This window comes from Rhodococcus sp. 06-235-1A, from assembly GCF_002258785.1.
In the GTDB taxonomy this organism is placed as follows: Bacteria; Actinomycetota; Actinomycetes; order Mycobacteriales; family Mycobacteriaceae; genus Rhodococcoides.
The window spans coordinates 471823-497175 of the sequence record NZ_NOYI01000013.1 but is presented as its reverse complement, the minus strand read 5'-3'; the positions used below and the strand labels follow the sequence as shown (position 1 = coordinate 497175).

The following is a 25353-nucleotide window of genomic DNA, read 5'->3' as shown; positions in this document are numbered from 1 at the left end:
GATATTGTTCGGTGTCTTGACGCCACTGTTGTTGGCGACCATGACGATTGCGATCACGAAACTTGCTGGGGGCGTCGCACCGGTTACCGGGATCCGGGGATGCTTCGGGTTCCAGGAGGACTACTGCACAGCGCAAACCGCGCAGACCATGGCGATATTGCTGACGATCGCGCTTCCCGTCGTGTTCGGCGCTTTCGTCGGGGTCACCGTGTTCTCTCGCGATCTCGAACGGCGATCTCACGTGCTGGGTCTGACCCAATCGGTGAGCAGACGACGCTGGTACGGCGTGCGTGTGCTCGTGGTGTTCGTGCCCACTGTACTTGCCATGGCGATACTCGGATGCGCGCTGTACTGGGCGAAATACCGCACCTCCCCCGGATCGTTCACCTTCATGAGCACCGGTGAATCGCGCTTGGACTTCCCCACCTTCGGCGCAACGGGCTTCGTAGCAGGGGGGTATACGGCGGTCGGCCTGATGCTCGGCGCAGCGTGCGCACTCGCCATGAGGAACACGATCGCCGCGATGGTCACGACCGTCGTAGTGTCCACTGCCTTCCTGGCGCTGCTGCCGACGCAGATTCGCGAACACTACGCGACTCCCATGGTCGAGACCCAAACACTCGAGCAGAAGATGAACGACATGTACGGCGGCACACCGGACTACTACCGGCCATTGGATTCGATTTCGATATATCCGCGATGGAACGTCTCGGCGGATTACGTCGATCGAAACGGTGACGCCGTAGAAATCGACCTGCAGCAGTGCGCCTGGCGCGCCTGGCCGGACGACTACCGTGACATGAGCGAATTCGAGACGGTCGCCGAATACGAGGAATACTCGGACCGTCGGATGGCGGACAACGCCCGAATCGAGATCGACTGCATCCGTGGTCAGGGTGCCGAAGCCTTCGAGACGAAGTACCACGAGGATCGGCTGTTCTGGCGGTTCCAAGCGATCGAGACTGCCCTGACTCTGGTGATCGCCGCACTGCTCGGTGGGCTGTCACTGCTCCTGGTGCGGAGACTGCGGCCGTGATGGCGGATCCATGCAGCATGCGACGCGGTGGGATGTCACCGAGGTCAGAGTTGCGCAACCAAGGCAGGCAATCCCACCGCGGCCGTGGTGCGCCACCGGTGATCGGCCATGTCCGAGACCTCGGTCTCGACCGGGTTGATCTCGGCGACCACGGCTCCGGCACTTCGAGCGATCGCAGGCAGCCCAGCGAACGGGTAGACCACTCCGGACGTGCCGACCACGAGAACCAGGTCGGCATGTCGGACGGCATCCTCGGCTGCCTCCCACGCGGCCTCGGGCAGCGATTCGCCGAACCACACCGCGCCCGGCCGAATCAGCCCACCGCACAACGTGCATTCCGGCGGCGGAACCCGCTGATCCGCCTCGGCCGGTGCGTCGGCGGAACCGGCGTCGAGCGCTGCTCGTGTCCCGCAGTCGCTGCAGTACGGCTCGAACAGAGACCCGTGCACGTGCGACAGCACCGTGGTTCCGGCTCTCTCGTGAAGGTCGTCGACATTCTGGGTTGCGATGTCGACATGCGCCCGCTGCTGCCATTGCGCGAGTGCCACGTGACCGGCGTTGGGCTCGGAGCGTCGGACCAATTCCGCTCGCCACCGATACCAGCCCCACACCAGATCGCTATCGGCCATCCAGCCCTCGGGACTGGCGAGATACTTGGGGTCGAAGTCCTTCCACAACCCGGTCTGGGCGTCCCGGAAGGTTGCGATCCCCGACTCGGCGGACATGCCTGCGCCCGTGAGTACGGCGATGCGCGATGCTCGGCGCGCGGAGTCCACGATGGATTCCGGAACGATAACGGGATGAAGGTTCTCGGAAGCGGTCACACAGTCATTGTGCCGAGCGGTGTCCCACGTCGCGCTACCGTGGTCGCATGAGCATCGATACCGCCTCGCCAACCCGACGACGGTGGCCGCTGTGGGTGGCAGCCTGCACGGCTGTCGTCGTGGTCGCGGTTGTCGGTGTTCTGTGGCTGGCACCGAGCCGATACCTCCCCTGGGACACCGAGGCCTTTCCCGAGTTGAACACCGGTGAACTGACCGCCGGTCAGGCACGGGTGGTGGAACTGTTGCGCACCGAGCACGAGCAGCAGCGTCCGGGAACGTTCTACGCCGAAGGGATCGACGAGGCCTGGTGTGCCGACTTCGTCAGCTGGATCATGAAGGAGGCGGACATGCCGCTCTCGAACCCCAATTCGGGTTCGTGGCGCATACCCGGCGTCTACACGCTCCAGGAGTACTACCAGGAGCAGGGCCGATTCGAGACCGTCGGCGACTACACGCCGTCGGTGGGCGATGTCGTGCTCTACGACAACACCAGTTGGATCGGCCAACACACGAACGTGATCGTGGCGGTCGACGGCGACGAGGCCATCACCGTCGGCGGGAACGAGGCAGGCAAGATCCGGGTTCACACGTTGGATTACGCGTCCGATTCCGGAGTCGTCGGATTCGGCCGCCTGCGGGGCTGACGGGCCCTACGTCGGGCACGAGTCGTCGCCGTAGGAACGTGCGCCGCCGTCGAACTTCGCTCGGTACAGCAGCATGTCTGCGCGATCGAAGCAGTCGTCGACGGTTTCCCCGGCACGCAACGTCGCATATCCCGCCGAGAACGTCTGCTTGTCGGGAACGACCGTGGCCAACTCGGTCAGCACCGCTGCCATCGTCGTCGATCCCACGCCCGGCATCGCGAGAGCGAACTCCTCCCCACCCCACCGCGCTATCGAGGCCCGAGCGCCGAGCAGGTCTGCCGCGGCAACGGAGAACCGAACCAGGAGTCGGTCTCCGCGGCCGTGGCCGTGTTCGTCGTTGTACGACTTGAACCGGTCGAAATCGATCATGGCCAGAGCCAATGTTGCATCGATTTCCGGCTGTGTTGTCAACGCGTGCAACCGATCTCGCCATCCGCGCCGATTGAGGAGTCCGGTGAGCGCATCGGTCTGAGCGGCCACGCGTAAGTCATCCTCGACGCGTCGCCGGTCGGTGGTGTCGTGCACGACGGCCATCGTCCAGCGTGCACCCCCGGGGCCGGGAACCTCGCTGGCCGAGATCCAGCCCCACCGCACCGAGCCGTCGGCGTGCAGGTAGCGCTTCTCGACGTGAACCGATTCACCGCACGCCTTCGCCTCGTCCATGATCTGCTCCATGGCGGCGTGCTGAGCCAAGTCGTCGGGATGTGTGAATTCGCGCGAGGACCGGCCGGCCAACAGATGACGTGGACACCCGACGATCGCCGCATAGGCATCGTTCGCCAGGACCAACAAACCGTTCTCGTCGGCCAACGCCAATCCGACGGTACTGGCCTCGAACATCTCCCGATACCAGCGATCGGTGTCGACCATCTTCAGCCAGGTCTCTTCCTCGAACAGTGCAAGCCACGACGATTCACACGGCAGACACCGACGATACGCGGCGTCCCCGCACCCGGCCCCCACGCTACGGCGGACGCCGATCTTGACCTTGACGCAATGTCAAGGTTCACACTGAACACATGAGAATCGGATCCCTTGCGGATGCCGCCGGAACGACGCCTCGAACGGTGCGGCACTACCACCGTCTCGGCTTGCTCGACGAGCCACGCCGGCTGTCCAACGGCTATCGCGAGTACACCATCGACGATGTCGTCCGTCTGATGAGAATTCGGTGGCTGGCCGACTGCGGCATGCCACTGGGCGAGATTGCCGCCGCCCTGGCCGAGCCTGCGACGCGCGAGGCCGACGTGGTCGCCGATCTACGGGCGCTCCTTGCCGGGATAGAACTCGAGCAGAAAGCGCTCGCGCACAAGCACATCCGACTGTCGGCACTGTTGGTCGACGCCGTCGAGCAGCGCCCTCTGACTGCCCTCCCGCGCGAGGTGGCCGACGCCATCGACGCGGTGATCGACGCCTCCGCACCAACGCAGCGAGAAGCGCTGATCCGTGAACGCGATCTACTCGAAGTGATGGCGATATCGGGTGCCGTTCCCCCAGCGTTCTTCGAGACGGTGACCTCCACACTCGGCGATCCCGGCCGTCGGCAGAGGTACCTGGTGCTTCTGCGCGGATTCAGCGCACTCGAAGGCCGGGACCCGGTCGAGTCCGAGCACGACATCGACGCGCTCGCAGCAGAACTGGAGTCGATGTTGGACCTCGATTCACTCGCCTCGCCGCAGTTCCATGCCGCTGCGCAGACCGACGAGACCGGCCCGCTGAGCATCGACGACATCGTGCCCGATCCGGCTCAGCGCGCCGTGATCGTTCGCGCCACCGAACGTCTGCGCACCACCGAGCACGCGCAGACCACCGAACACGTCGCGGGCACCCGATGACGGTCGAGGCTCCTGCCCAGGTCGGCACATGGCATTCGCCTGTGCTGTGGATACGGGGGCGGCATGCGCCGATCGCTGCGGGCTCCACGGTGTTCACGGCGTCGCGCGGAACCCTCGCCCTGCCACTGATGTTCGGGGCCGCCACCGTGATCGAGATGGTCGTTCTGCACCTGCTGATTCCGTGGCTCTGGCTCAGCGCCCTGGTTGCAGCCGCGTCGGTTGTGTCCCTGGTGCTGCTCGCGTCGTCGGTCGCCCTGGCTCGAGTGCACCCGCATGTCCTCTCATCCGAGGCTCTGGTTCTGCGCACATCCGGCACCGTCGTGGCGACGGTGGACCGAGCGACGATCGTCTCGGCCCGAGTCCGCCGGCGCTACGGCGTCGTGGCACCGACCCTCGACGGCGGCCGGCTCGCCCTACCGAACCAGGACGGCACCACTGTCGACATCGAGCTGGCCCGTGCCGCAGAGGTTGTGGTGCCCGCACTCCTGCAGCGGTGGCGGGCATCCGGTACCGCCCGCTCGTTCAGCGTTCAGGTGGACGACCCCGCCGCATTGGTCGCGGCGCTCACCCGGTCCGACTCCGAGACCGGCGCGGCGCGGCGTAGGAGTGTCGTTGCGAACAGCAAGACCACCAGCGCCAGCACGGTGATACCGGCCCCGGCCCAGATGGGCGAGGTGTAACCGAGGCCGGCCGAGATCGTCACACCACCGAGCCACGCGCCCAACGCGTTTCCGAGGTTGAATGCCGCGATGTTCGCCCCGGATGCCATCGTCGGGGCGTCGGGCGCGAACGACATCACCCGCATCTGCAGCCCCGGCACCGTTGCGAAGCCGAACGCCCCCATCAGCACCAGGGAGGCGATCGTGGCGGGGCGACTCTCCGCGGTGAGCGCGAAGAAGACGAGTACCACGGTCAATGCACCCAGGAGGGTCAGCAGCGTCGCAGTGAGATCGCGGTCGGCGGCCTTGCCGCCCAGGTAGTTTCCGACGAAGAGGCCACCGCCGAACAGCACCAGCAACCAGGGCACCGAACTCGACGCAAAACCGCTGACGTCGGTGAGTGTGAACGCGATGTACGTGAACGCGCCGAACATGCCGCCGAATCCGAGCACCGTCGTGGCAATGGAGAGCCACACCTGCGGAGACCGGAACGCACGCAGTTCGCGGCGCAGATCGCTCTCCTCACCGATCCCGGTTTCCCGAGGAACGAGGGCGGCAATTCCGAGCAGCGCAACGATGCCGATCACCGTGATTGCCCAGAACGCCGATCGCCATCCGTAACTCTGACCGAGGAACGTTCCGAACGGAACACCGAGAACGTTGGCGGCGGTGAGGCCGGCGAACATCGTGGCGATCGCTCCCGCTTTCTTTGCGGGCTCGACCAGACCTGCCGCGACCACGGCACCGATTCCGAAGAACGCTCCGTGACACAGCGCGGCGACCACACGACCGAGCAGCATCGTGTCGTAACTGTCCGACAGTGCGGAGATCAGGTTGCCGGCGATGAACAGACACATCAGTGCCAGCAGGACGGTCTTGCGCGGAAAACGCGTCACCGCGGCGGTGACGACGAGCGCGCCGACGACCACGGACAGCGCATAGCCGGTGATGAGCCAGCCGGCGGTGGCCTCGGTGACCGCGAAGTCGGCCGAGACCTCGGGCAGTAGGCCCATGATGACGAATTCGGTCAATCCGATTCCGAATCCTCCGATTGCGAGGGCGAGCAGACCTAGCGGCATGAGGAAGCTCCTGAGAGTAAGGCGAACGCATTTATGCGGCTTACACGTGTAGTTGCACGCGCGTCATAAATAGTTGCATACGCTCTCTATCGGCGCAAGCAGATAACGCGCTGATTCGCCTTCGCCGACCCCGAAATGGGACTATTGCCTCGAAGCAGACTCCGGGAAGTGCTTCATCTCGCGTACACGTATTGTTTGCCCGGTATCGCACATCCGACCGAGTAGTCGATCGACAGCCGGAGCCACTTCTCCTTCATGCACGTACACCCGACCGACAGCGACTCGGCCACCGAATTCTCGGTGCCGGTCCAGGACACTCCCGCCCCGATCCCCGCCGCGCAAGGTCGGCCGCCGCAACGGCACGATCTGAACGGTCTGCGCGGCGTCGCGATCGCTCTGGTCGTCGTGTTCCACATCTGGATGGGTCGCGTATCGGGGGGTGTCGACGTCTTCCTGACGCTGTCCGGATTCTTCTTCACAGCATCCCTACTGCGATCGGCCCAGGCCGGAGCGAGCCTGAATCCGATCGCTCGCCTCACCCGCGTGCTGCGCAGGCTCGGGCCGCCGCTGCTGATCACGCTTCTCGCCGTGGCCGTCGCATCGATCTTCCTGCTCCCGCGTACCCGCTGGGCAGACCTGGGCGACCAACTGGTGTCGGGCGTCTTCTACTACGTGAACTGGCAGCTCGCCGCAACAGCGAACGACTACCTGGCAGCCGACCCCTCGGTGAGTCCCGTGCAGCACTTGTGGTCGGTGGCCGTGCAGTTCCAGTTCTATCTGGTGGCCATTGCCGTCGTGTTCGGCCTCGCCTGGGTCCGGCGGATCGCCCGTCCCGAGGGGCCGAGGAGTCTGCGCCCGCGCACCTTCGCAGCGATCTTCTCGATGATCGGACTGGTCTCGTTCGTGTACGCGGCGGACGGTGTTCGACATCATCAGGCGTGGAACTACTATGACACCGGCGCGCGACTGTGGGAGATCATGGCCGGTGCCGCAGTCGCGGCAGTGTTCGCTGCGCGTAGCGGAGCGCCTACGGATCGACCGTCGCCGCGACACCCCCGCTGGACGTCGACCACGCGCGGAGTCCTGGCCGTGCTCGGCATCGCCGTCATCGTCGGGTGCGGCTTCGTGGTCGACGGCGTGACCGCCTTTCCCGGACCCCTGGCGCTGATTCCGGTAGTGGCGACCCTCGCGTTGATCGTCGCTGGATCCGAGACAGCCGTGGCGGCGACGCTGTCCAACCGGTTCTTCGCCTGGGTCGGATCGATCGCGTTTCCGCTGTACCTGTGGCACTGGCCCCTGCTCATCTTCTACCTGTCGGCCACCGGCCGGCCCCATGCCGATGTGCTCGGTGGGCTCGGCATTGTCGGAGCCTCGGTAACGCTGGCATGGCTCACCGTGCGGCTGATCGAGCGGCCGACGCAGTCGACGACGTTCACTCCGGGACGCATCGCGGTGACCGGCTGCGCAGTGATCGCTGCACTCGCAGTGACGGCCGGTTCGATCGGATGGAACGTCTACATCGATCGATCGATCACCGCGGTGCAGGCCGATGGAGCGGTCGACGAACTGACGCACCCGGGAGCGCTCGAATTGACCGACGGAATTCGTGTCGAGCCGGCCGACGTCAGTCCCCCGTTGTACTCCGCTCCCGCGGACCTACCCGTCACCACCATCGAGGGGTGCATCGCCGACTTCGAGACGCGCGACGCGGTCTCGTGCACCTACGGCGACGTCGACGCGGATCGAACCATCGTGCTGGCAGGCAGCTCGCACGCCGAGCACTGGGTGACGGCCCTCGACGCACTCGGTCTGGAGCACGGCTTCAAGGTCGTCACCTTCCTGAAGATGGGTTGCCCGCTGAGCACGGACACCATGCCGATGCTCGGCCCCAACGAATACCCCGATTGCCTCGATTGGACGCAGACCGTGCTCGCGGACGTGGCCGAGATGCAGCCGGACTACGTGTTCACCACTGCTACACGCCCTCGGGAGGACGTCCCGGGCGACTACACCCCTACCTGGTACGCCTCGGTGTGGCGGCAACTGGTTGCCGACGGTGTGGGAATCCTGGGCGTCCGGGACACGCCGTGGCTGGCATATCGCGCCATCGACTGTCTCGCCGACGGCGGGACGGCCACCTCGTGCGGTATTCCGAGAGACGACGCATTGGACCCCGTGAACCCGGCACTGGCCTCGTCGTTTCAGCTGCAGGGGTTTTCGGCTCTCGACCTCTCCGACGCCGTCTGCGACGCCACCGTGTGCCGCGTCGAGCAAGGCAACGTACTGGTCTACCGTGACGAACACCACCTGACCGCGACATATGTGCGAACCCTGACCAGGGAGCTGGGACGACAGGTCGGATCGGCCACCGGCTGGTGGGCCGGACCATGAGTCGAGCCCCGCGCGCTCGGTAAGCCCGGGCCTATCGGCCACAGTAGGGTTGATCCATGCTGCACGAAGCCTCCGACGACACGCCTGCCATCGCCGTATGGCCGGGATCCGCTTATCCGCTGGGAGCGACCTACGACGGAGCAGGAACCAATTTCGCCTTGTTTTCCGAGGTCGCAGAAGCAGTGGACCTGTGCCTGATCGCCGAGGACGGCACCGAGACCCGAATCCGTTTCGAGGAATCGGACGGCTACGTCTGGCATGCATATCTCCCCACGGTGGTGCCGGGTCAGCGCTACGGATACCGAGTGCACGGCCCGTGGGATCCGGCCGCCGGACACCGCTGCGATCCGAGCAAGTTGCTCGTCGATCCGTACGGCAAGGCGTTCCAGGGTTCGTTCGACGGTGACCGCTCGCTGTTCTCGTACAACATGGACACCCCTGCCCCGAACCCGGAACCCGAAGCCGATGCCCAGGCGGACGCACCCGATGACTCGCTCGACGCCGAGGAACCGTTCGAGGACGCCGCCGACCTCGCCGATCCCGACGACGAGATCATCGAGGAAGCTCCCATCGCGCACGACGACGTGCCGAACAACGACTTCCCGCAGCATGATTCGCTCGGACACACGATGACGACCGTCGTGATCAACCCGTTCTTCGACTGGCAGGCCGATCGAGCCCCCAAGCGCCCGTACCACGAGACGGTGATCTACGAGGCCCACGTCAAGGGTATGACGATCAACCATCCCGACATCCCCGAGGCCGAGCGCGGCACCTACGCCGGCCTGGCGCATCCGGCGATCATCGATCACCTCAACCACCTCGGAGTCACGGCGATCGAACTGATGCCGGTGCACCAGTTCATGCAGGATCAGGTTCTGCTGGACAAAGGACTGCGAAACTACTGGGGATACAACACATTCGGCTTCCTCGCCCCGCATGCCGAGTACTCGTCGCTGCAGTCTCCCGGTGCCGCCGTCACCGAGTTCAAGGCCATGGTTCGTTCGTTCCACGCAGCCGGCATCGAGGTGATCCTCGACGTGGTCTACAACCACACCGCCGAGGGCAACCACATGGGCCCGACCATCAGCTTCCGTGGCATCGACAACGCCGCGTACTACCGTCTGGTCGACGGCGACCTCGAGCATTACATGGACTACACCGGCACCGGCAACAGTCTCAACGCACGACACCCGCACACGCTGCAGCTCATCATGGACTCGCTGCGCTACTGGGTCACCGAGATGCACGTCGACGGCTTTCGATTCGACCTCGCGTCCACCCTGGCGCGCGAACTGCACGACGTCGACCGACTCAGTGCATTCTTCGATCTGGTCCAGCAGGATCCGGTCGTCAGCCAGGTGAAACTGATCGCCGAGCCCTGGGACATCGGTGAGGGCGGCTACCAGGTCGGCAACTTCCCGGGGCTGTGGACGGAGTGGAACGGCAAGTACCGCGACACCGTGCGCGACTACTGGCGCGGGGAGCCCGCGACGCTGGGCGAGTTCGCGTCGAGGCTGACCGGATCCTCGGATCTGTACGAGTCGAACGGTCGTCGTCCCGGAGCCAGCATCAACTTCGTCATCGCACACGACGGGTTCACCCTCAACGACCTGGTCTCGTACAACGACAAGCACAACGAAGCCAACGGCGAGGGCAACAACGACGGCGAGAGCCACAACCGCTCGTGGAACTGTGGCGTCGAGGGACCGACCGACGATCCGGAGATCCTGGATCTGCGTGCCCGCCAGATCCGCAACATCATGGCAACGCTGCTCCTGAGCCAGGGAACGCCGATGATCGCCCACGGCGACGAGATGGCGCGAACTCAGCAGGGCAACAACAACGTCTACTGCCAGGACTCCGAACTGGCGTGGATGGACTGGTCGCTGGCGGAGAAGAACGCCGAACTCATCGAGTTCACCCGCAACGCCATCGCGCTGCGCGCCGAACACCCGGTGTTCCGGCGTCGACGATTCTTCGAGGGCCGCCCCATTCGAACCGGCGAGCAGGCACGAGACATCGCCTGGCTCACCCCCGCGGGCGAGGAAATGACTCCCGAGGACTGGGACAGCGGATTCGGCAAGTCACTGACGGTGTTTCTCAACGGTGAGGGAATCCCGGAACCGAATCAACGCGGCGAGCGCGTGGTGGACGACTCGTTCCTGTTGTGCTTCAACGCACATCACGAAACCATCGAGTTCGTGACCCCGGACGGGAACTACGCCAAGGAGTGGACGGTAGCGCTGAACACCGCGTCGCGAACCGGGACAAGTGAGAAAACGATCGAAGCGGGTACACCGGTGGAGGTCACCGCTCGTTCCCTACTCGTTCTACGAAAGACTGCCTGACACATGCCGCTGCCCACCAGTACATACCGGTTACAACTGCGGGGCGATGCCTTCACCCTGGCCGACGCCTCCGACGTGGTCGACTACCTGCACGACCTCGGGGTCACGCACCTCTACCTGTCACCGATCCTGACTGCGACCGAGGGCTCGACTCACGGATACGACGTCACCGACACCTCCACGGTCTCGGCCGCGCTGGGAGGCCGAGAAGCATTGACTCGGTTGCATTCTCGTGCCGCCGAACTGGGCATGGGGATCATCGTCGACATCGTGCCCAACCACGTCGGAGTCGAGGACCCACGACAGAACGCATGGTGGTGGGACGTACTGCGCCGCGGCCGCGACTCCGAGTACGCGACGTACTTCGACATCGACTTCGGAGCCGACAACGGAGTCGACGGGAAAATCGCCATCCCCGTTCTCGGTAGCGCGAGCGATGTCGGCGAGCTGACCGTCGACCGCTCCGAGGACGAGCCGCTGCTCGCGTTCTACGAGCACCGCTTCCCCATCGCCGAAGGTACCGACGGCGACGATGCGCAGACCGTGCACGACCGTCAGGCCTACCGCCTGGTGAGTTGGTCCGACGGGCTGATCGGGTACCGGCGGTTCTTCTCGGTGAACGGTCTGGCCGGAATTCGGCAGGAAGACCTCGACGTCTTCACCGACTCCCATCGTCAGGTCGCCAGTTGGATCGAGGACGATCTGATCGACGGGCTTCGCGTCGACCACCCCGACGGTTTGGCCGATCCCGCCGGCTACCTCACGGAGCTACGCGGACTGCTCGGACCCGACCGATGGCTGGTCATCGAGAAAATTCTGGCCGACGGCGAGCCATTGGACGAATCACTCCCCGTCGACGGAACGACCGGATACGACGCATTGGCCGCGGTCGGCGGGGTGTTCGTCGACCCTGAGGGCATCCATGCGCTCACTGCTCTGTCGCAGGTGCGCTCGGGCATCGCCTACGACGCCGAGACGCTGCACGAAACAGAGTTGGATCTCAAGACCGCCGTTGCGCGCGGCGACCTGTCCCCCGAGGTGCGACGCCTCGCCCGGGCCGTCGTACGCGAGTCCGGCACGACCGTCGCACTCGAATCCGTCATCGACTCGATCGTCGCCGTCGTGGCGGCAGTGCCGGTGTACCGAACCGACTACGCACCGCTCGCGGGTGTGTTGCCAGGCGTGATCGCTGCTATCGGCGAGGAGCAGCCGGAGCTGACCGCCGGCCTGGGCGCGCTGGCAACCGCCCTCGTCACGGGCTCCGAATCTCCGGTGCGGTTCGATCAGGTGTGCGGTGCCGTCACCGCCAAGGGCGTCGAGGACTGCCTGTTCTATCGCGCCAACCGGCTCATCTCGCTGCAGGAGGTCGGCGGCGATCCGAGTCGCTTCGGTTGCAGCACAGCGTATTACCACCTGACCAATGCCGATCGAGCCCGTCGTTGGCCGGCTGCGATGACCACGCTCTCCACCCACGACACCAAGCGCGGCGAGGACGTGCGGGCGCGCATCGGCGTGCTGTCGCAGACTCCCGAATTGTGGGCTCGCTGCATCACCGACTGGGAAGAGCTGGCCCCCAGCCCGGACGGTACAACCGGAATGTTCCTGTGGCAGAACCTGTTCGGCGTTTGGCCGGCCGACGGAGTGATCACCTCCACGCTGCGGGAGCGCGTGCATGCATACGCCGAGAAGGCAATTCGCGAGGCCGCCCTGCGCACGACGTGGACCGCACCGGACGAGGAGTTCGAGTCCGCAGTACACGGTTGGCTCGACGCCATCTTCGATGGTGCCGTCGCTCGGTCGATGACGATGTTGGTCGACAAGCTGGCACCTCACGGCCATTCCGACGCTCTGGGTCAGAAGTTGTTGAACCTGGCCGGCCCCGGTATCCCCGATGTGTATCAGGGCACCGAGCTGTGGGAGGACTCGCTTGTCGACCCCGACAATCGCAGGCCCGTCGACTACTCGATGCGTCGATCGATGCTCGCAGCGTCGAGCACCGGCACGCTCTCGCTCGACACCGGTGCAGCGAAGCTGGCCGTCGTTCGCTCCGCGCTGCACGTGCGACGCGAGCGGCCGGAGAGCTTCGTCGGCGGCACCTACGCGCCGGTCGTCGCGGACGGTTCCGCGGCCGAGCACCTCGTCGGATTTGCGCGCGGACCGGTTCCCGGAAACGCCGACGTGATCGCACTGGCCACCAGACTCTCGCTCGGACTGGCCGAGAAGGGTTGGGGCGAGACAACACTGACCCTGCCCGACGGCCACTGGCGCGATCGCATCACCGACTCCGAACACACGGGCACCGTCTCGGTGGCCGAGGTGTTCGCCTCACTCCCGGTCGCACTCCTGGTGCGCGACAACGAAGAAGCGGTGACACAGTGACATCGACAGCAGCGACCTCTTCGGCGAAGACACGACGATTCCAGGTCTGGGCACCGACCCCCGAGACGGTCCGCCTCCAACTCGACGACACGGCGCACCCGATGCAGCGCTCCCCGAACGGATGGTGGCACGCCGACGTCGACGCCGCACCGAACTCTCGATACGGCTTCCTGCTCGACGACGCAGACAAGGCGCTGCCGGATCCGCGGTCGCCGCGGCAGCCCGACGGCGTACACGAGCTGTCGCAGGTCTTCGACGTCGATGCCACGCTGTGGACCGACGCGGCCTGGACCGGACGACAACTGCCCGGCTCGTCGATCTACGAGCTCCACATCGGCACGTTCACCGACGAGGGCACGTTCGACGCAGCCATCACCAAGCTCGATCACCTCGTCGATCTCGGAGTCTCCTTCGTCGAGGTCATGCCGGTCAACGGGTTCAACGGCGAGCACAACTGGGGCTACGACGGTGTGCTCTGGTACACGGTGCACGAGGCGTACGGCGGCCCGGAAGGGTTGCAGCGCTTGGTCGATGCCTGCCATGGCCGCGGCATCGGGGTCGTGCTCGACGTGGTCTACAACCACCTCGGCCCGTCGGGCAACTATCTCGACCGCTTCGGCCCGTACATGACCGAGGGGGCCAACAGCTGGGGCCAAGCCATCAACTATGCCGAGGCCGACTCGGGCGAGGTTCGGCGCTATGCCCTGGACAACGCGCTGCGTTGGTTCTCCGAGTTCCACATCGACGCGTTGCGCCTCGATGCAGTACACGCAATTGTCGATCACACCGCGGTGCATCTACTCGAGCAGCTCTCGATCGAAACCCGTACCCTGTCAGCGCATCTCGGCCGTCCACTGACCCTGATCGCCGAGAGCGACCTCAACGACCCGTCACTGATCACGGCACGGTCGGGTGGCGGCTACGGACTCGACGCGCAGTGGGACGACGACATTCACCACGCGATCCACGCGGCCGTCTCCGGTGAGCGGCAGGGCTACTACGGCGATTTCGGTTCGCTGCAGGGATTGGCGAACACGCTGCGGCAGGGGTTCTTTCATGCCGGAACGTACTCGAGCTTCCGCGGACGCATCCATGGACGCCCACTGGACACCCGGCGTATCCCGGCCAGTTCCCTGGTGACCTACACGACCACACACGACCAGGTGGGCAACCGCGCGATCGGCGACCGTCCGGGCTTCTACCTCTCGCCCGGCCAGCTCGCGATCAAGGCCGCCCTGGTGCTGACCTCGCCCTACACTCCGATGCTGTTCATGGGCGAGGAATGGGGAGCGTCGACACCGTTCCAGTTCTTCACCTCGCACCCCGAGCCCGAGCTGGGCAAGGCCACCGCTGAGGGGCGCAAAGCGGAGTTCGCCGAGCACGGTTGGGACAAGAGCGATATCCCCGATCCGCAGGATCCCGAGACGTTCACGCGGTCGAAGCTGAATTGGTCGGAGGTGGGCGACGGCGATCACGCACGACTGTTCGGCGTCTACCGCGATCTGCTGAGGCTGCGGCGCGACCGGAGCGAGCTGACCGATCCCTGGCTCGACCACGTCAAGGTGGAGTACGACGAGGACGCGAAGTGGATCGTCGTTCGCCGCGGCCGCATCGGCGTGGTGTGCAACCTCTCCGATTCCGCTGTGACGGTGCCGGTCGGCGGCTCCGCACTACTCGAGTGGGAGCCGACGACCTCGGATGAGACCGGCTCCGCCACAACGGTTCCCGGTCACTCCTTTGCCGTGCTGGAGTCCTGACGCTCACGCAGATTGACCAGGACGAATACGGCGGTGACTGCCAGTACCACCGCGGTGGCGACGGCCGCGACGTGCATGCCGGATACGAACGCAGCATGCGCGGAGTCCATCAGGACCGTCGCCACCGACTCCGGTAGATCACGGGCCACTGCGTCCGCGCCACCGAGGGTCTCCCCTGCCTGTGCCCCCACCTCGAGGGGCAGCCCGCTGACGTCGATGCCGCGACGGAAGATGGCCATGACGACAGTACCGAGGATCGCGACGCCCAAGGCGATGCCCAGCTCGTACGCGGTTTCCGACACTGCCGACGCCGCTCCCGCTCGTTCGGGTTCCACAGCGCTGACCACCAGCTCGGAGGTCAGCGTCAGCGCGACACCGACACCGGCCCCCACGAGGACGAACCCGGCAATGAACAAGCCCGGGCCGCTGTCGGTCGCGAGGCCGACGAGGAGCCCGGCACCCGAGGCACCGACGAACATCGCGACACCGAGAACCGTTCCGGCACTGAAGTATCGAAGCAGGACCGCAACCAGTAGCGAGGTGACGATGCTGGCGGCGGTACCTGGCAGCAGCAGCAGACCCGCCTCGAGCGGGCTGTTACCGAGCACGAGCTGCAGGTACTGCGAACCGAAGAACAACACCCCGGCCAGGGCGAACACCGACAGGAAGTTCGTCGCGACGCCCGTCGAGAACGCGCGGTTCGCGAAGAGTCTCAGGTCGATCATCGGGGCCGCGAGAGTTCGCTGACGTCGCACGAACACGTATCCGGCGATCACACCGATAACAGCGGACAGCAGGTACACCACGTCGAATCCGTGTGCTGCAGTTTCTTTCACCGCGAACACCACGGGCACGATGGCGAGCATCGACAGCGCCGAGCTCGTCAGGTCGAAGCGGCCCGGATTCGGGTCCTTCGACTCGGGAATCACCAGCGGCCCGAGCGCGATCAACGCGAGCATCACGGGGATGTTGATGAGAAACACCGATCCCCACCAGAAGTGCTCGAGCAGCCAGCCGCCGACGAGAGGACCGGCCGCAGCGCCGCCACCGGCCATCGCGCCCCACACGCCGATCGCGGCGACACGCTGACGCGGGTTCAGGAAGATGGTCCGGATCAGGCCGAGTGTGGCGGGCATCAGGGTTGCGCCGGAAATACCCTGCAGGACCCGAGCGGCGATCAGCATTTCTGCGCTGGTCGAGACGGCAGCGACCAGTGAGGCGATACCGAAGCCCGCGGCACCGATCAGCAGCAATCGGCGACGGCCGATGCGGTCGCCGAGCGTGCCCATGGTGATGAGCAGGCCGGCCAGCACGAACGAGTAGACATCGATGATCCACAGCAACTGGTTGCTGGTCGGTGCCAAGTCCGAACTGATGAACGGCAGCGCCAGGTCGAGGACAGTGCCGTCGACAGCGATGAGCAACACGGCGAACGCCAGTACCACCAAACCGAGCCAGTCCCGCGGGGTCGCTCGCTGCTCGTATCCCCCGGCTACCTCGTGCACCGAACCGGTGCGCATGTCACTCACTACATCTCCTACGTTCTGCGCCCGGTGCGCCGGCGTTGGCCGGGTCCGTATCGCCTCCGAGTACCAACCGTCCAGCCGGTACAGTGATTGAGAGTACCGCGAACCGTCCAGCCGGTAAAGTGAATTCCATGTCATCGGACACCCGCGACCGAATCTTGGATTCACTCGAGACGCTGCTCCTCGAACACGGCATGACAAAAGTGACTCTGGACAGCGTCGCCGCCGCCGCTGGGGTATCGAAGGGCGGCCTGCTGTATCACTTCAAGACCAAGGACGCTCTGGTAGCGGCCATGGTCCGGCGGCTCGCCGTTCAGGCCGATCGACAGCGTGCTGACGCTGCGGAGGGTGGCACGTCTGTGGCGGAGTGGTATCTGCAGCCACCCGATTCCATTTCGGACAAGGAAATCGCCCTGTATCGCTCCACGCTCGCGGCACTGCGCAGTGTCGACGGGAACTCGGGCGAGGTGCAGGACGCCGTCATCGACATGATGCAGCAGTGGGACGAGGGCCTGCGCACCGAAATCGACGATCCGGTCCAGGCCGAGATCATCCGGCTCGTCGGCGACGGAATCTACCTCGGTGCCGTGCTCGACCTGCCGGCAGTCGACCCCGAACTGCACAAGCGCGTCGTCGACCGCTTGCTCGGTCGCTGACTCAGGTCAAGTACCGGTACACCGGCGAACCCGGCTCCAACTGCTCCACCTGCAGGTGCGAAGACCGCATCCGTTCGAGTAGGGAAGAAAGGCCGTCCGCTGCGCCGAGTTGAATACCGACGAGCGCGGCGCCGGTCTCGCGGTTGTTGCGCTTGACGTACTCGAACAGGGTGATGTCGTCCTCGGGCCCGAGCACCTCGTCGAGAAAACGACGCAGTGCGCCGGGCTCCTGCGGAAAGTCCACGAGAAAGTAGTGCTTGAGGCCCAGATGAACGAGCGATCGCTCGAGGATTTCGCCGTACCGAGAGACATCGTTGTTGCCGCCGGACACCAAGCACACGACGGTGCTTCCCGGCGCTATGTCGAGATGCTCGAGCGCCGCAACGGCCAGCGCGCCCGCAGGCTCGGCGATCACGCCCTCGTTCTGGTAGAGGTCGAGCATCGCTGTACAGACCGCGCCCTCGTCGATCTGGGTGATCAGGAATGCACCGGGGCCGGAACTGTCGAACACGGGCGCGGTGATCAGCGGCAACGACGCATGCGAGACCACCGTCGCGCCCAGAGACTGCAGCGCCGCATACGGCACGTCCCCGATCCGCCGGACGGCAGCTCCGTCGACGAACGGATCGATCTCCGAGAGAGTCACCGGACCACCGGCGATCAGAGCAGCGGTCATCGACGCGGCCCCGGAGGGTTCGACACCCACCAGGGACGCCTGCGGTGCGCGCTCACGCAGGTAGCTCGAGATGCCGGCGATGCATCCGCCTCCGCCGACGGGCATCACGACGACATCGGGTGCACCGCCGAGCTGATCGATCATCTCGGCTGCAATGGTGCCCTGACCGGCCACGGTTCGCGGATCGTCGAACGGCGGCACCATGGTGGCACCGGTACGGGCCACATCCTCGGCTGCGGCAGCTGCCGCAGCATCGAACGTGTCGCCGATGACGATGAGATCGACGAAGTCACCGCCGTGCACTCGGATTCGGTCGCGTTTCTGCTTGGGGGTGTTCGCCGGAACGTAGATGCGACCGTGCACCTGCATCGAACGACACGCGAACGCCACTCCCTGAGCGTGGTTGCCTGCGCTCGCGGTGACTACTCCGACATCCCGCTCGGCGTCGGTCAGCTGGTCCATCAGGTTGTAGGCACCACGAATTTTGTACGACCGCACGATCTGCAGGTCTTCGCGCTTGAGGTACACCTGTGCGCCGGTCTCCGCCGACAACCGCTCGCACAATTGCAGGGGTGTTGCGGCCACCACCGACGAAATTCGCACCGCAGCGGCATCGATGTCGGCAGCGGTGACGGCTACCGACGATGGGTGCTGAGAGGCGAGGTCAGGGGATGAAGACACCAGCACATGCTGCCACCAGCGTGGAACGGCCCCCCACTCGGGACCGTTCCACGGACCGATGGATCCTGTTCAGACGCGCGCGAGAACGAACACCGGGATCTCGCGATCGGTCTTCTTCTGGTACTCCGCGTAATCGGGGTAGGCCGCGACCGAGCGTTCCCACCACACGGCTTTCTCGTCGCCGGTCACCTCGCGAGCGACGTAGTCGTGCTTCTCGGTTCCGTCCTGCAACTCGACGAGTGGCTCGGCTTTGACGTTGTGGTACCAGACCGGGTGCTTGGGTGCTCCGCCCAGCGAGGCCACGATGGCGTACTCGCCGTCGTGCTCCACTCTCATCAACGGCGACTTGCGCAGCTTGCCGCTCTTGTTCCCCTTGGTGGTCAGCAGCACGACGGGCATCCCGTTCATCGTCGTGCCTTCGGTCCCGCCGGAGTTCTCGTACCGCTCGGCCTGCTCACGGGCCCAGTCGGATGAACTCGGTTCGTATTCTCCTGTCAATGGCATGACTTTCAGTGAACACCTCTCGTGCGCGTGACGCCACGGGATCGGCCACATTGCCTGGTCCGGATGCCAAGTTCGGTGGACCGAATCTTTCGATGGGTATAGTCTGAACTTCGCCCGCCGGACAGCCGAACAGTCACCGGACCGGGCGCAGCAGAGGAGAACACGATGACCTTCACGAGCACCCGGGTGAGCCATCGACCCACCGCTGCCCTGCGCAGCGTCGATGTTGCAGGCATCGCGTGGCCGGTCTACAAACTCGAAGCCCTCGCGCTGGGATCGTTCGTGTTTTTCGCGACCCTCGTCATCGCCGGCTCGCTGCACGCAGCGGTACTCGCCGGTGCCGCAGTTGCCGTGGCGGCCTGGTGGACGTTGCGCCTGACCGAGCTGCACCCGACCGCGCCTGCGTCACCCCGTCAGGCAGCCGGGTCCCAGTAGCGCCTTCAGGTCTCCCATCAACGCCGACGTCGGCGTGACGCGCAGGCTGTCGTCCAGCTTCATCGTGGTGATCTTGTCTCCGCTCACCAGCCGAAGGTGCACATCCGAGGTTCCCGGGTGACTCGACAGCACCCGTTTGAGGGCACCGACCTTGTCCGCCGTGCACAGTCGCGTCGGCAGACTGACCGCGAGCGGCTTGTCGATTCCCACCATCGACAGATCGGGCACCGCCAGATCGTTGGCGATGAGCGAGACTCGATCGTCACGTACCGACACCCGACCCTTGACGAGTACCACCGAGTCCTCGGTCACATCGGCACCGAACACCGAGTACGCCTGCGGGAAGAACAGCACTTCGATACCACCGGCCAGGTCCTCGAGCTGAGCCGATGCCCACGTCAGACCGTTCTTGTTGATCCGCCGGTTGACCGAGGCCAGAATTCCGCCGACGGTGACCTGAGTGCCGTCCTTGATGTCACCTTCCAGAATGGTCGGAATGTTGCAGTCGGACTTCGAGGCCAGCATGTGCTCGACTCCCAGGAGCGGATGGCCGGAGACGTACAGGCCGAGCATCTCGCGTTCGAGGGCGAGCCGGTGCTTGGATTCCCACTCCTCGTCCGGCACTCGAACGTTGAAGACCGCGGAGATGGACTCGTCGGCGTCCTCGCCACCGAACAGATCGAATTGACCTATCGCCTCGGCCTTCTTCGTGCCCATCACCGCGTCGATCGCGTCGGCATGAATGAGCATCAGACCCTTGCGCGGATGGTCGAGCGAGTCGAAAGCGCCTGCCTTGATGAGGGATTCGGTGACCTTCTTGCTGCAGGCAATTGCGTCGATCTTGCCCAGGTAGTCCGAGAAATCGGTGTACTTCGACTTCTCCGATCGCGCCCTGATGATCGAGGCAACAACGTTGGTGCCCACGTTCCTCACCGCACCGAGCCCGAACCGGATGTCCTTGCCGACCGACGCGAAGTTCAGCTCGGATTCGTTGACGTCGGGAGGCAGCACGGTGATGCCGAGCTTGCGGCAGTCGGCCAGGTAGATCGCGGCCTTGTCCTTGTCGTCGCCGACACTGGTGAGCAGGCCTGCCATGTACTCGGCCGGGTAGTTCGCCTTGAGGTACGCCGTCCAGTACGACACCAGGCCGTAGCCCGCGGAGTGCGACTTGTTGAACGCGTAGCCGGCGAACGGCAGCACGGTGTCCCACAAGGCCTTGATGGCGGCCTCGGAGAAATCGTTGTCCAACATGCCCTGCCGGAACCCGGCGTACGCCTTCTCGAGCTCGGAGAGCTTCTTCTTACCCATGGCGCGACGCAGTAGGTCGGCCTGGCCGAGGGTGTACCCGGCGACCTTCTGCGCGAGCTGCATGATCTGCTCCTGGTAGACCACCAGGCCGTACGTCTCACCGAGAATCACCTTGAGTGGCTCTTCGAGCTCGGGGTGAATCGGCTTGACCTCTTGCCTACCGTTCTTGCGGTCGGCGTAATCGTTGTGCGAGTTCATGCCCATGGGACCAGGGCGGTACAGAGCAAGAACGGCGACGATGTCCTCGAAGCCGGTGGGCTGCATGCGGCGCAGCAGGTCTCGCATGGCGCTGCCGTCGAGCTGGAAGACGCCGAGAGTGTCTCCGCGAGAAAGCAGGTCGAAGGTGGCCGGATCGTCGAGCGGAAGTGCGTCGAGGTCGATCTCGATCCCGCGGTTCGCCTTGATGTTGTCGATCGCGTCACCGATGACGGTGAGGTTGCGCAGACCGAGGAAGTCCATCTTGAGGAGACCGATGGCTTCGCACGACGGGTAGTCCCAGCCGGTGATGATCGCGCCGTCCTGTGCGCGCTTCCACACCGGAATGGCGTCGGTGAGCGGCTCCGAGGACATGATGACCGCGCAGGCGTGCACGCCTGCGTTACGGATCAGACCTTCGAGGCCCTTGGCCGTCTTGTAGATCGTCGCGACATCGGGGTTCGAATCGATGAGCGCACGGACCTCGACGGCCTCCTTGTAGCGCTCGTGCGACGGATCGGTGATACCCGCTACCGAGATGTCCTTGGCCATGATGGGCGGCGGCAGCGCCTTGGTGATCTGATCGGCGATCCCGAAACCGGGCTGGCCGAACTGCACTCGCGCGGAGTCCTTGATGGCCGCCTTGGTCTTGATGGTGCCGAAGGTGATCACCTGGGCGACACGATCGCTGCCCCACTTCTCGGTGGCGTAGCGCACCATCTCACCGCGGCGGCGATCGTCGAAGTCGATATCGATATCGGGCATCGACACGCGTTCGGGGTTGAGGAATCGCTCGAACAGCAGTCCGTGCGGCAGCGGGTCGATGTTGGTGATTCCCATGGCGTAGGCGACCAGCGATCCGGCGGCGGAGCCGCGGCCGGGACCGACGCGGATGCCGACAGCTTTGGCGTGGTTGATCAGGTCGCCGACCACGAGGAAGTAGGCCGGGAAGCCCATCTCGAGGATGACCTTGATCTCGTACTCGGCTCGCGCGAGGTAATCCTCGGCCGGGCCGTCCGGGAATCGACGATCGAGACCGGTCATGACCTCGTGGCGCAGCCACGTGCCCTGAGTGTGGCCCTCGGGAACCGGGAAGATCGGCATCCGGTCTCGGTGTGCCCACACCTCGTCGTAGGGCTGCACCCGCTCGGCGATGAGCAGTGTGCTGTCGCAGGCACCGGGCACCTGGTCGTCCCACAGCTCGCGCATCTCCGCGGCGGACTTGAGGTAGTAACCGTCTCCGTCGAACTTGAAGCGAGTGGGATCGCTGAGCGTCTTACCTGTCTGAATGCACAGCAGCGCCTCGTGGTTCTCGGCGGCGTCCTTGGTGACGTAGTGGCAATCGTTGGTGGCCAGCGGCGGGATGGAGAGCTTCTTGCCGATGTCGAGCAGACCTTCGCGGACGCGTCGCTCGATGGACAGGCCGTGGTCCATCAGTTCGAGGAAGAAGTTGTCCGGTCCCCAGATCTCCTGCCACTTGGCTGCAGCTTCGAGCGCCTCACGCTCCTGGCCGAGCCGGAGCCGAGTCTGTACCTCGCCGGACGGGCAGCCGGTGGTGGCGATGATGCCCTCGGCGTGCTGGGCGATGATCTCCTCGTCCATGCGGGCCCACTTGCCCAGCTGGCCCTCGATGGACGCGAGCGAGGACAGTTTGAACAGGTTCCGGACACCGGTGGCGTTCTCGGCGACCATCGTCATGTGCGTGTAGGCACCACTACCGGAGACGTCGTCGGACTTCTGGCTCCGATCGCCCCACAGCACGCGCTTCTTGTTGAACCGGGATTCGGGGGCGATGTAGGCCTCGATGCCGATGATCGGCTTGATGCCGGCCTTCTTGGCCTCGTTGTAGAACTCGCTGGCTCCGTACATGTTGCCGTGGTCGGTCATGCCGACCGCCGTCATCTCCAACCGCGCCGCCTCGGCGAACATGGCCCCGATCTTGGCGGCACCGTCGAGCATCGAATATTCGGTGTGGTTGTGCAGATGAACGAACGAATCGGCCACGAAGGTTCTCTCCTGAAGGTCGTGCGTTTTCGAAAATACGAGCCGCGAATGCACCCACTCTAAGCGGTGGAACCGACAGAATTTTCGTAGCCGGCGGTGTGTCCTGGGAGGACGTGACGCGTGTGACGAACGAGACTGGAGTTGCCCTCATTCGGCCGGAATCGGCCCGTCGTCCGGCAGCGGTCCGACGATGTCGACATACTCGGGAAGCAACGGCTCGACGGCGAACTTCCCGGACACCGCGTCGGGTGGAAGCGCCTCCACCGCCCGCACTTCGTCGCGGCCGGCCACCTCGCTCAGCTCGGCCGCAGTGCCCCGCACCACCAATGTCACCACGCACGCGCATCCGCCCAGCAACCGGCGCTGCGAGACGGCCTCTATCTGCGCCTGCCGGTCCCCTGCTCCGAACAATTCCTGTATCTGGCCGGCAGCGCGTGCGGTCGAGTTCGATACCGACCGTTCACTGCCCGGAACGCCGACGGTGAGTATCGGGGTTTGCACGCGATCGAGAGGTACTCGAAAGAGCACCTGCGAGATGCGCACACCGTTCGCCGCGGCATAGGCCTGTTCGGTCGTGAGTTCGCGACCGAACGACACAGAGCCCCAGCGGGGTTCGGCATCATCGGTGCGCAGGCTCGCCTCGGCACGGGCCACGTAGTCGGTCACCTGCTCACCGCTGTCCGGGCCGAGCCGATCGGTACCGACACCCAGTTGCCGTTGCGGGTTCAGGTTCCCGACGACGGCCGAACCACCGACGACCAGAGCCGCGGCGGCGACGAGACCGACCACACCCGAGAATCCGCGCATCACGCCTTCCGGAGCACCTCGAGCGCATGTTCGAGGTCGGCCGGATACTTGCTCTCGATCTCCACCCAGCGGCCGTCGGACGGATGCGCGAAGCCGAGCGAACGTGCATGCAGCCACTGGCGCTCGAGGCCCAACCGTTCGGCCAGGCGCGGATCGGCCCCGTAAGTGAGATCCCCACAGCACGGGTGTCGCAGAGCCGAGAAGTGCACTCGAATCTGGTGTGTACGACCGGTTTCCAGGTGCACGTCCAGCAAACTCGCGGCCTGGAAGGCCTCGACTGTGTCGTAGTGGGTGACGCTGGGTTTGCCGTCGGCCCGGACGGCGAATTTCCAGTCGTTGCTCCCATGTCGCCCGATCGGGGCATCGATGGTTCCGCTGCTCGGATCCGGATGACCTTGCACCAGTGCGTGATAGCGCTTGTCGATGGTCCGCGCCTTGAACGCTCGCTTGAGCACGGTGTATGCCCGCTCGGACGTGGCGACCACCATCACCCCGGACGTTCCGACGTCGAGACGGTGCACGATTCCCTGCCGCTCGTGTGCACCCGAAGTCGAGATTCGGAACCCCGCGGCAGCCAGACCGCCGATGACGGTCGGGCCGGTCCAGCCCACGCTGGCATGTGCGGCTACACCGACGGGCTTGTCCACGGCCACGATGTCGTCGTCGGCATAGAGAATCTCCATCCCCTCCACCGGCTCCGCTTCGATGGTCAACTCGCGGGCGGGCTCGGGCAATGTCACTTCGAGCCAGGACCCTGCGGCCAGCCGATCGGACTTGCCGACGGCACCGTGATCGACCAGAACCGAACCCTCCTCCGCCAACGTGGCGGCGACGGTACGCGAGAGCCCCAGCAACCGGGCGAGCCCGGCATCGACCCGCATTCCGTCCAAGCCGTCGGGCACCGGCATGGAACGCGATTCCCTCACGAGTCGGCCTTCTCCGGGGTATCGGACTTGGACTTGGTCACGCGTTCGCCGTTCGGCTCGAACCCGAACAGGCTCAGCACAACGAGCAGAATCGCACCACAGACGATGGACGAGTCGGCGACGTTGAACACCGGCCACCAGCCGACCGACACGAAGTCGACGACGTGGCCCTGAAACGGCCCCGGTGCGCGAAAGAAGCGGTCTATCAAGTTGCCGAGTGCGCCGCCGAGAACCAGACCCAACCCCAACGCCCACCACGGTGATCGCAGCGTCCGACCGATCTTGATGACACCGATGACGACGGCGACGGCCACCACCGTGAGCAACCACGTCATGCCGGTGGCCATGGAGAACGCCGCACCGGGGTTGCGCACCAACCGCAGCGTCACCACGTCGCCGAAGATTTCGATCGGGCTCCCGGGCTTCACGAAGTGCACGACCAGAATTTTGGTCACGAGATCGAACAGCAGAATCACCGCCGCGATCGCGATCAGCAATCGAGTCTTCAGTGGCTTCACGGGCCCGGCGACAGCGCTGTCGGAATCGGTCACCTGCGGGTCCGCGGTCTCGTTCGGTGCCGAGACACCGGTGGTCTCGGGTGTCGGGTCGTCGGCGCGGTCTTCAATCACCTGTCCATCATGGCGCATCGGCGGCGGCGGACACTCATCCGTGCCGCGCGA

Annotated in this window: 19 protein-coding genes; 9 read left to right on the top strand and 10 right to left on the bottom strand. The window is 65.1% G+C overall.

Annotation, left to right across the window (positions count from 1 at the left end; genetic code table 11):
* Nucleotides 1–16 precede the first annotated feature (16 nt).
* The gene (locus tag CH275_RS15375; RefSeq protein WP_218828794.1) at nt 17–1036 is read left to right on the top strand and encodes an ABC transporter permease; all 1020 of its coding nucleotides are present in this window, start codon (nt 17–19) and stop codon (nt 1034–1036) included.
* A gap of 44 nt (nt 1037–1080) precedes the next feature.
* Here the strand turns inward: CH275_RS15375 and CH275_RS15370 are convergent, their stop codons facing one another.
* The gene (locus CH275_RS15370; RefSeq protein WP_306436948.1) at nt 1081–1860 is read right to left on the bottom strand and encodes an SIR2 family NAD-dependent protein deacylase; all 780 of its coding nucleotides are present in this window, start codon (nt 1858–1860) and stop codon (nt 1081–1083) included.
* A gap of 47 nt (nt 1861–1907) precedes the next feature.
* Here CH275_RS15370 and CH275_RS15365 point away from each other — a divergent pair, with 47 nt between their 5' ends.
* Nucleotides 1908–2504, top strand: coding sequence for a CHAP domain-containing protein (locus CH275_RS15365; protein WP_094679154.1), 597 nt, complete (start codon nt 1908–1910; stop codon nt 2502–2504).
* A gap of 6 nt (nt 2505–2510) precedes the next feature.
* On the opposite strand, the gene CH275_RS15360 is transcribed toward CH275_RS15365, so the two are convergent.
* On the bottom strand, nt 2511–3374 hold the full coding sequence (locus CH275_RS15360; protein WP_143546779.1) for a sensor domain-containing diguanylate cyclase: 864 nt from the start codon (nt 3372–3374) through the stop codon (nt 2511–2513).
* A gap of 149 nt (nt 3375–3523) precedes the next feature.
* Here CH275_RS15360 and CH275_RS15355 point away from each other — a divergent pair, with 149 nt between their 5' ends.
* A complete protein-coding gene (locus CH275_RS15355) occupies nt 3524–4339 on the top strand; it encodes a MerR family transcriptional regulator (RefSeq protein WP_094679152.1) in 816 nt (271 codons plus the stop codon).
* Nucleotides 4340–4868: 529 nt separating this feature from the next.
* On the opposite strand, the gene CH275_RS15350 is transcribed toward CH275_RS15355, so the two are convergent.
* Complete coding sequence (locus CH275_RS15350) at nt 4869–6077, bottom strand: MFS transporter (RefSeq protein WP_094679151.1); 1209 nt, start codon at nt 6075–6077, stop codon at nt 4869–4871.
* Nucleotides 6078–6332: 255 nt separating this feature from the next.
* Here CH275_RS15350 and CH275_RS15345 point away from each other — a divergent pair, with 255 nt between their 5' ends.
* Genes CH275_RS15345 through treZ form a run of 4 tightly spaced genes read left to right on the top strand, consistent with a single transcriptional unit; the run spans nt 6333 to nt 14955 of the window.
* Entirely contained in the window at nt 6333–8468 is a 2136-nt protein-coding gene (locus tag CH275_RS15345; protein ID WP_094679150.1) for an acyltransferase family protein, read from the top strand.
* A 56-nt stretch (nt 8469–8524) separates the two neighbouring features.
* Nucleotides 8525–10819 carry a glycogen debranching protein GlgX gene (glgX, locus tag CH275_RS15340; protein ID WP_094679149.1) on the top strand — a complete coding sequence of 765 codons (2295 nt, stop codon included), beginning with the start codon at nt 8525–8527 and terminating at the stop codon, nt 10817–10819.
* A gap of 3 nt (nt 10820–10822) precedes the next feature.
* On the top strand, nt 10823–13198 hold the full coding sequence (gene treY / locus CH275_RS15335) for a malto-oligosyltrehalose synthase (RefSeq protein WP_094679148.1): 2376 nt from the start codon (nt 10823–10825) through the stop codon (nt 13196–13198).
* Nucleotides 13195–14955: a malto-oligosyltrehalose trehalohydrolase gene (gene treZ / locus CH275_RS15330; RefSeq protein WP_094679147.1), complete on the top strand. Its 1761-nt coding sequence runs from the start codon at nt 13195–13197 to the stop codon at nt 14953–14955. The genes treY and treZ overlap by 4 nt, the downstream gene beginning before the upstream one ends.
* Here treZ and CH275_RS15325 read toward each other — a convergent pair.
* A complete protein-coding gene (locus tag CH275_RS15325; protein WP_094679146.1) occupies nt 14928–16475 on the bottom strand; it encodes an MFS transporter in 1548 nt (515 codons plus the stop codon). The genes treZ and CH275_RS15325 overlap by 28 nt on opposite strands.
* 137 nt (nt 16476–16612) lie before the next feature.
* On the opposite strand from CH275_RS15325, the gene CH275_RS15320 reads away from it, so the two are divergent.
* Entirely contained in the window at nt 16613–17137 is a 525-nt protein-coding gene (locus CH275_RS15320; RefSeq protein WP_094679145.1) for a TetR/AcrR family transcriptional regulator, read from the top strand.
* A gap of 1 nt (nt 17138) precedes the next feature.
* Here CH275_RS15320 and ilvA read toward each other — a convergent pair whose 3' ends face one another.
* A complete protein-coding gene (ilvA, locus tag CH275_RS15315; protein WP_094679307.1) occupies nt 17139–18494 on the bottom strand; it encodes a threonine ammonia-lyase IlvA in 1356 nt (451 codons plus the stop codon).
* Between the two features lie 69 nt (nt 18495–18563).
* Nucleotides 18564–18998 (bottom strand): nitroreductase family deazaflavin-dependent oxidoreductase, encoded by a 435-nt coding sequence (locus CH275_RS15310; RefSeq protein WP_094679306.1) that lies wholly within the window; start codon nt 18996–18998, stop codon nt 18564–18566.
* A 165-nt stretch (nt 18999–19163) separates the two neighbouring features.
* Here CH275_RS15310 and CH275_RS15305 point away from each other — a divergent pair, with 165 nt between their 5' ends.
* Entirely contained in the window at nt 19164–19433 is a 270-nt protein-coding gene (locus CH275_RS15305) for a hypothetical protein (protein ID WP_094679144.1), read from the top strand.
* On the opposite strand, the gene dnaE is transcribed toward CH275_RS15305, so the two are convergent.
* From dnaE to lspA, 4 genes are all read right to left on the bottom strand, one after another.
* Nucleotides 19404–22940, bottom strand: a complete 3537-nt coding sequence (gene dnaE, locus CH275_RS15300; RefSeq protein ID WP_094679143.1) for a DNA polymerase III subunit alpha — start codon at nt 22938–22940, stop codon at nt 19404–19406. The two genes, CH275_RS15305 and dnaE, sit on opposite strands and share 30 nt — an antisense overlap.
* A 147-nt stretch (nt 22941–23087) precedes the next feature.
* Nucleotides 23088–23747 carry a hypothetical protein gene (locus tag CH275_RS15295; protein ID WP_094679142.1) on the bottom strand — a complete coding sequence of 220 codons (660 nt, stop codon included), beginning with the start codon at nt 23745–23747 and terminating at the stop codon, nt 23088–23090.
* The gene (locus CH275_RS15290) at nt 23747–24673 is read right to left on the bottom strand and encodes an RluA family pseudouridine synthase (RefSeq protein WP_032394372.1); all 927 of its coding nucleotides are present in this window, start codon (nt 24671–24673) and stop codon (nt 23747–23749) included. Before CH275_RS15290 ends, CH275_RS15295 begins: the two co-directional genes overlap by 1 nt.
* Nucleotides 24670–25320, bottom strand: a complete 651-nt coding sequence (lspA, locus tag CH275_RS15285) for a signal peptidase II (RefSeq protein WP_094679141.1) — start codon at nt 25318–25320, stop codon at nt 24670–24672. Before lspA ends, CH275_RS15290 begins: the two co-directional genes overlap by 4 nt.
* Between the last annotated feature and the right edge of the window lie 33 nt (nt 25321–25353).

What these genes read in the sequence shown, in the direction of transcription:
- treY (WP_094679148.1), top strand. Translation starts at nt 10,823, where the DNA reads ATGCCGCTGCCCACCAGTACATACCGGTTACAACTGCGGGGCGATGCC.
- CH275_RS15355 (WP_094679152.1), top strand. Translation starts at nt 3,524, where the DNA reads ATGAGAATCGGATCCCTTGCGGATGCCGCCGGAACGACGCCTCGAACG.
- lspA (WP_094679141.1), bottom strand. Translation starts at nt 25,320, where the DNA reads ATGCGCCATGATGGACAGGTGATTGAAGACCGCGCCGACGACCCGACA.
- CH275_RS15310 (WP_094679306.1), bottom strand. Translation starts at nt 18,998, where the DNA reads ATGCCATTGACAGGAGAATACGAACCGAGTTCATCCGACTGGGCCCGT.
- CH275_RS15365 (WP_094679154.1), top strand. Translation starts at nt 1,908, where the DNA reads ATGAGCATCGATACCGCCTCGCCAACCCGACGACGGTGGCCGCTGTGG.
- CH275_RS15305 (WP_094679144.1), top strand. Translation starts at nt 19,164, where the DNA reads ATGACCTTCACGAGCACCCGGGTGAGCCATCGACCCACCGCTGCCCTG.
- CH275_RS15320 (WP_094679145.1), top strand. Translation starts at nt 16,613, where the DNA reads ATGTCATCGGACACCCGCGACCGAATCTTGGATTCACTCGAGACGCTG.
- CH275_RS15325 (WP_094679146.1), bottom strand. Translation starts at nt 16,475, where the DNA reads ATGCGCACCGGTTCGGTGCACGAGGTAGCCGGGGGATACGAGCAGCGA.
- CH275_RS15360 (WP_143546779.1), bottom strand. Translation starts at nt 3,374, where the DNA reads ATGGTCGACACCGATCGCTGGTATCGGGAGATGTTCGAGGCCAGTACC.
- glgX (WP_094679149.1), top strand. Translation starts at nt 8,525, where the DNA reads ATGCTGCACGAAGCCTCCGACGACACGCCTGCCATCGCCGTATGGCCG.
- CH275_RS15295 (WP_094679142.1), bottom strand. Translation starts at nt 23,747, where the DNA reads ATGCGCGGATTCTCGGGTGTGGTCGGTCTCGTCGCCGCCGCGGCTCTG.
- CH275_RS15345 (WP_094679150.1), top strand. Translation starts at nt 6,333, where the DNA reads ATGCACGTACACCCGACCGACAGCGACTCGGCCACCGAATTCTCGGTG.
- CH275_RS15350 (WP_094679151.1), bottom strand. Translation starts at nt 6,077, where the DNA reads ATGCCGCTAGGTCTGCTCGCCCTCGCAATCGGAGGATTCGGAATCGGA.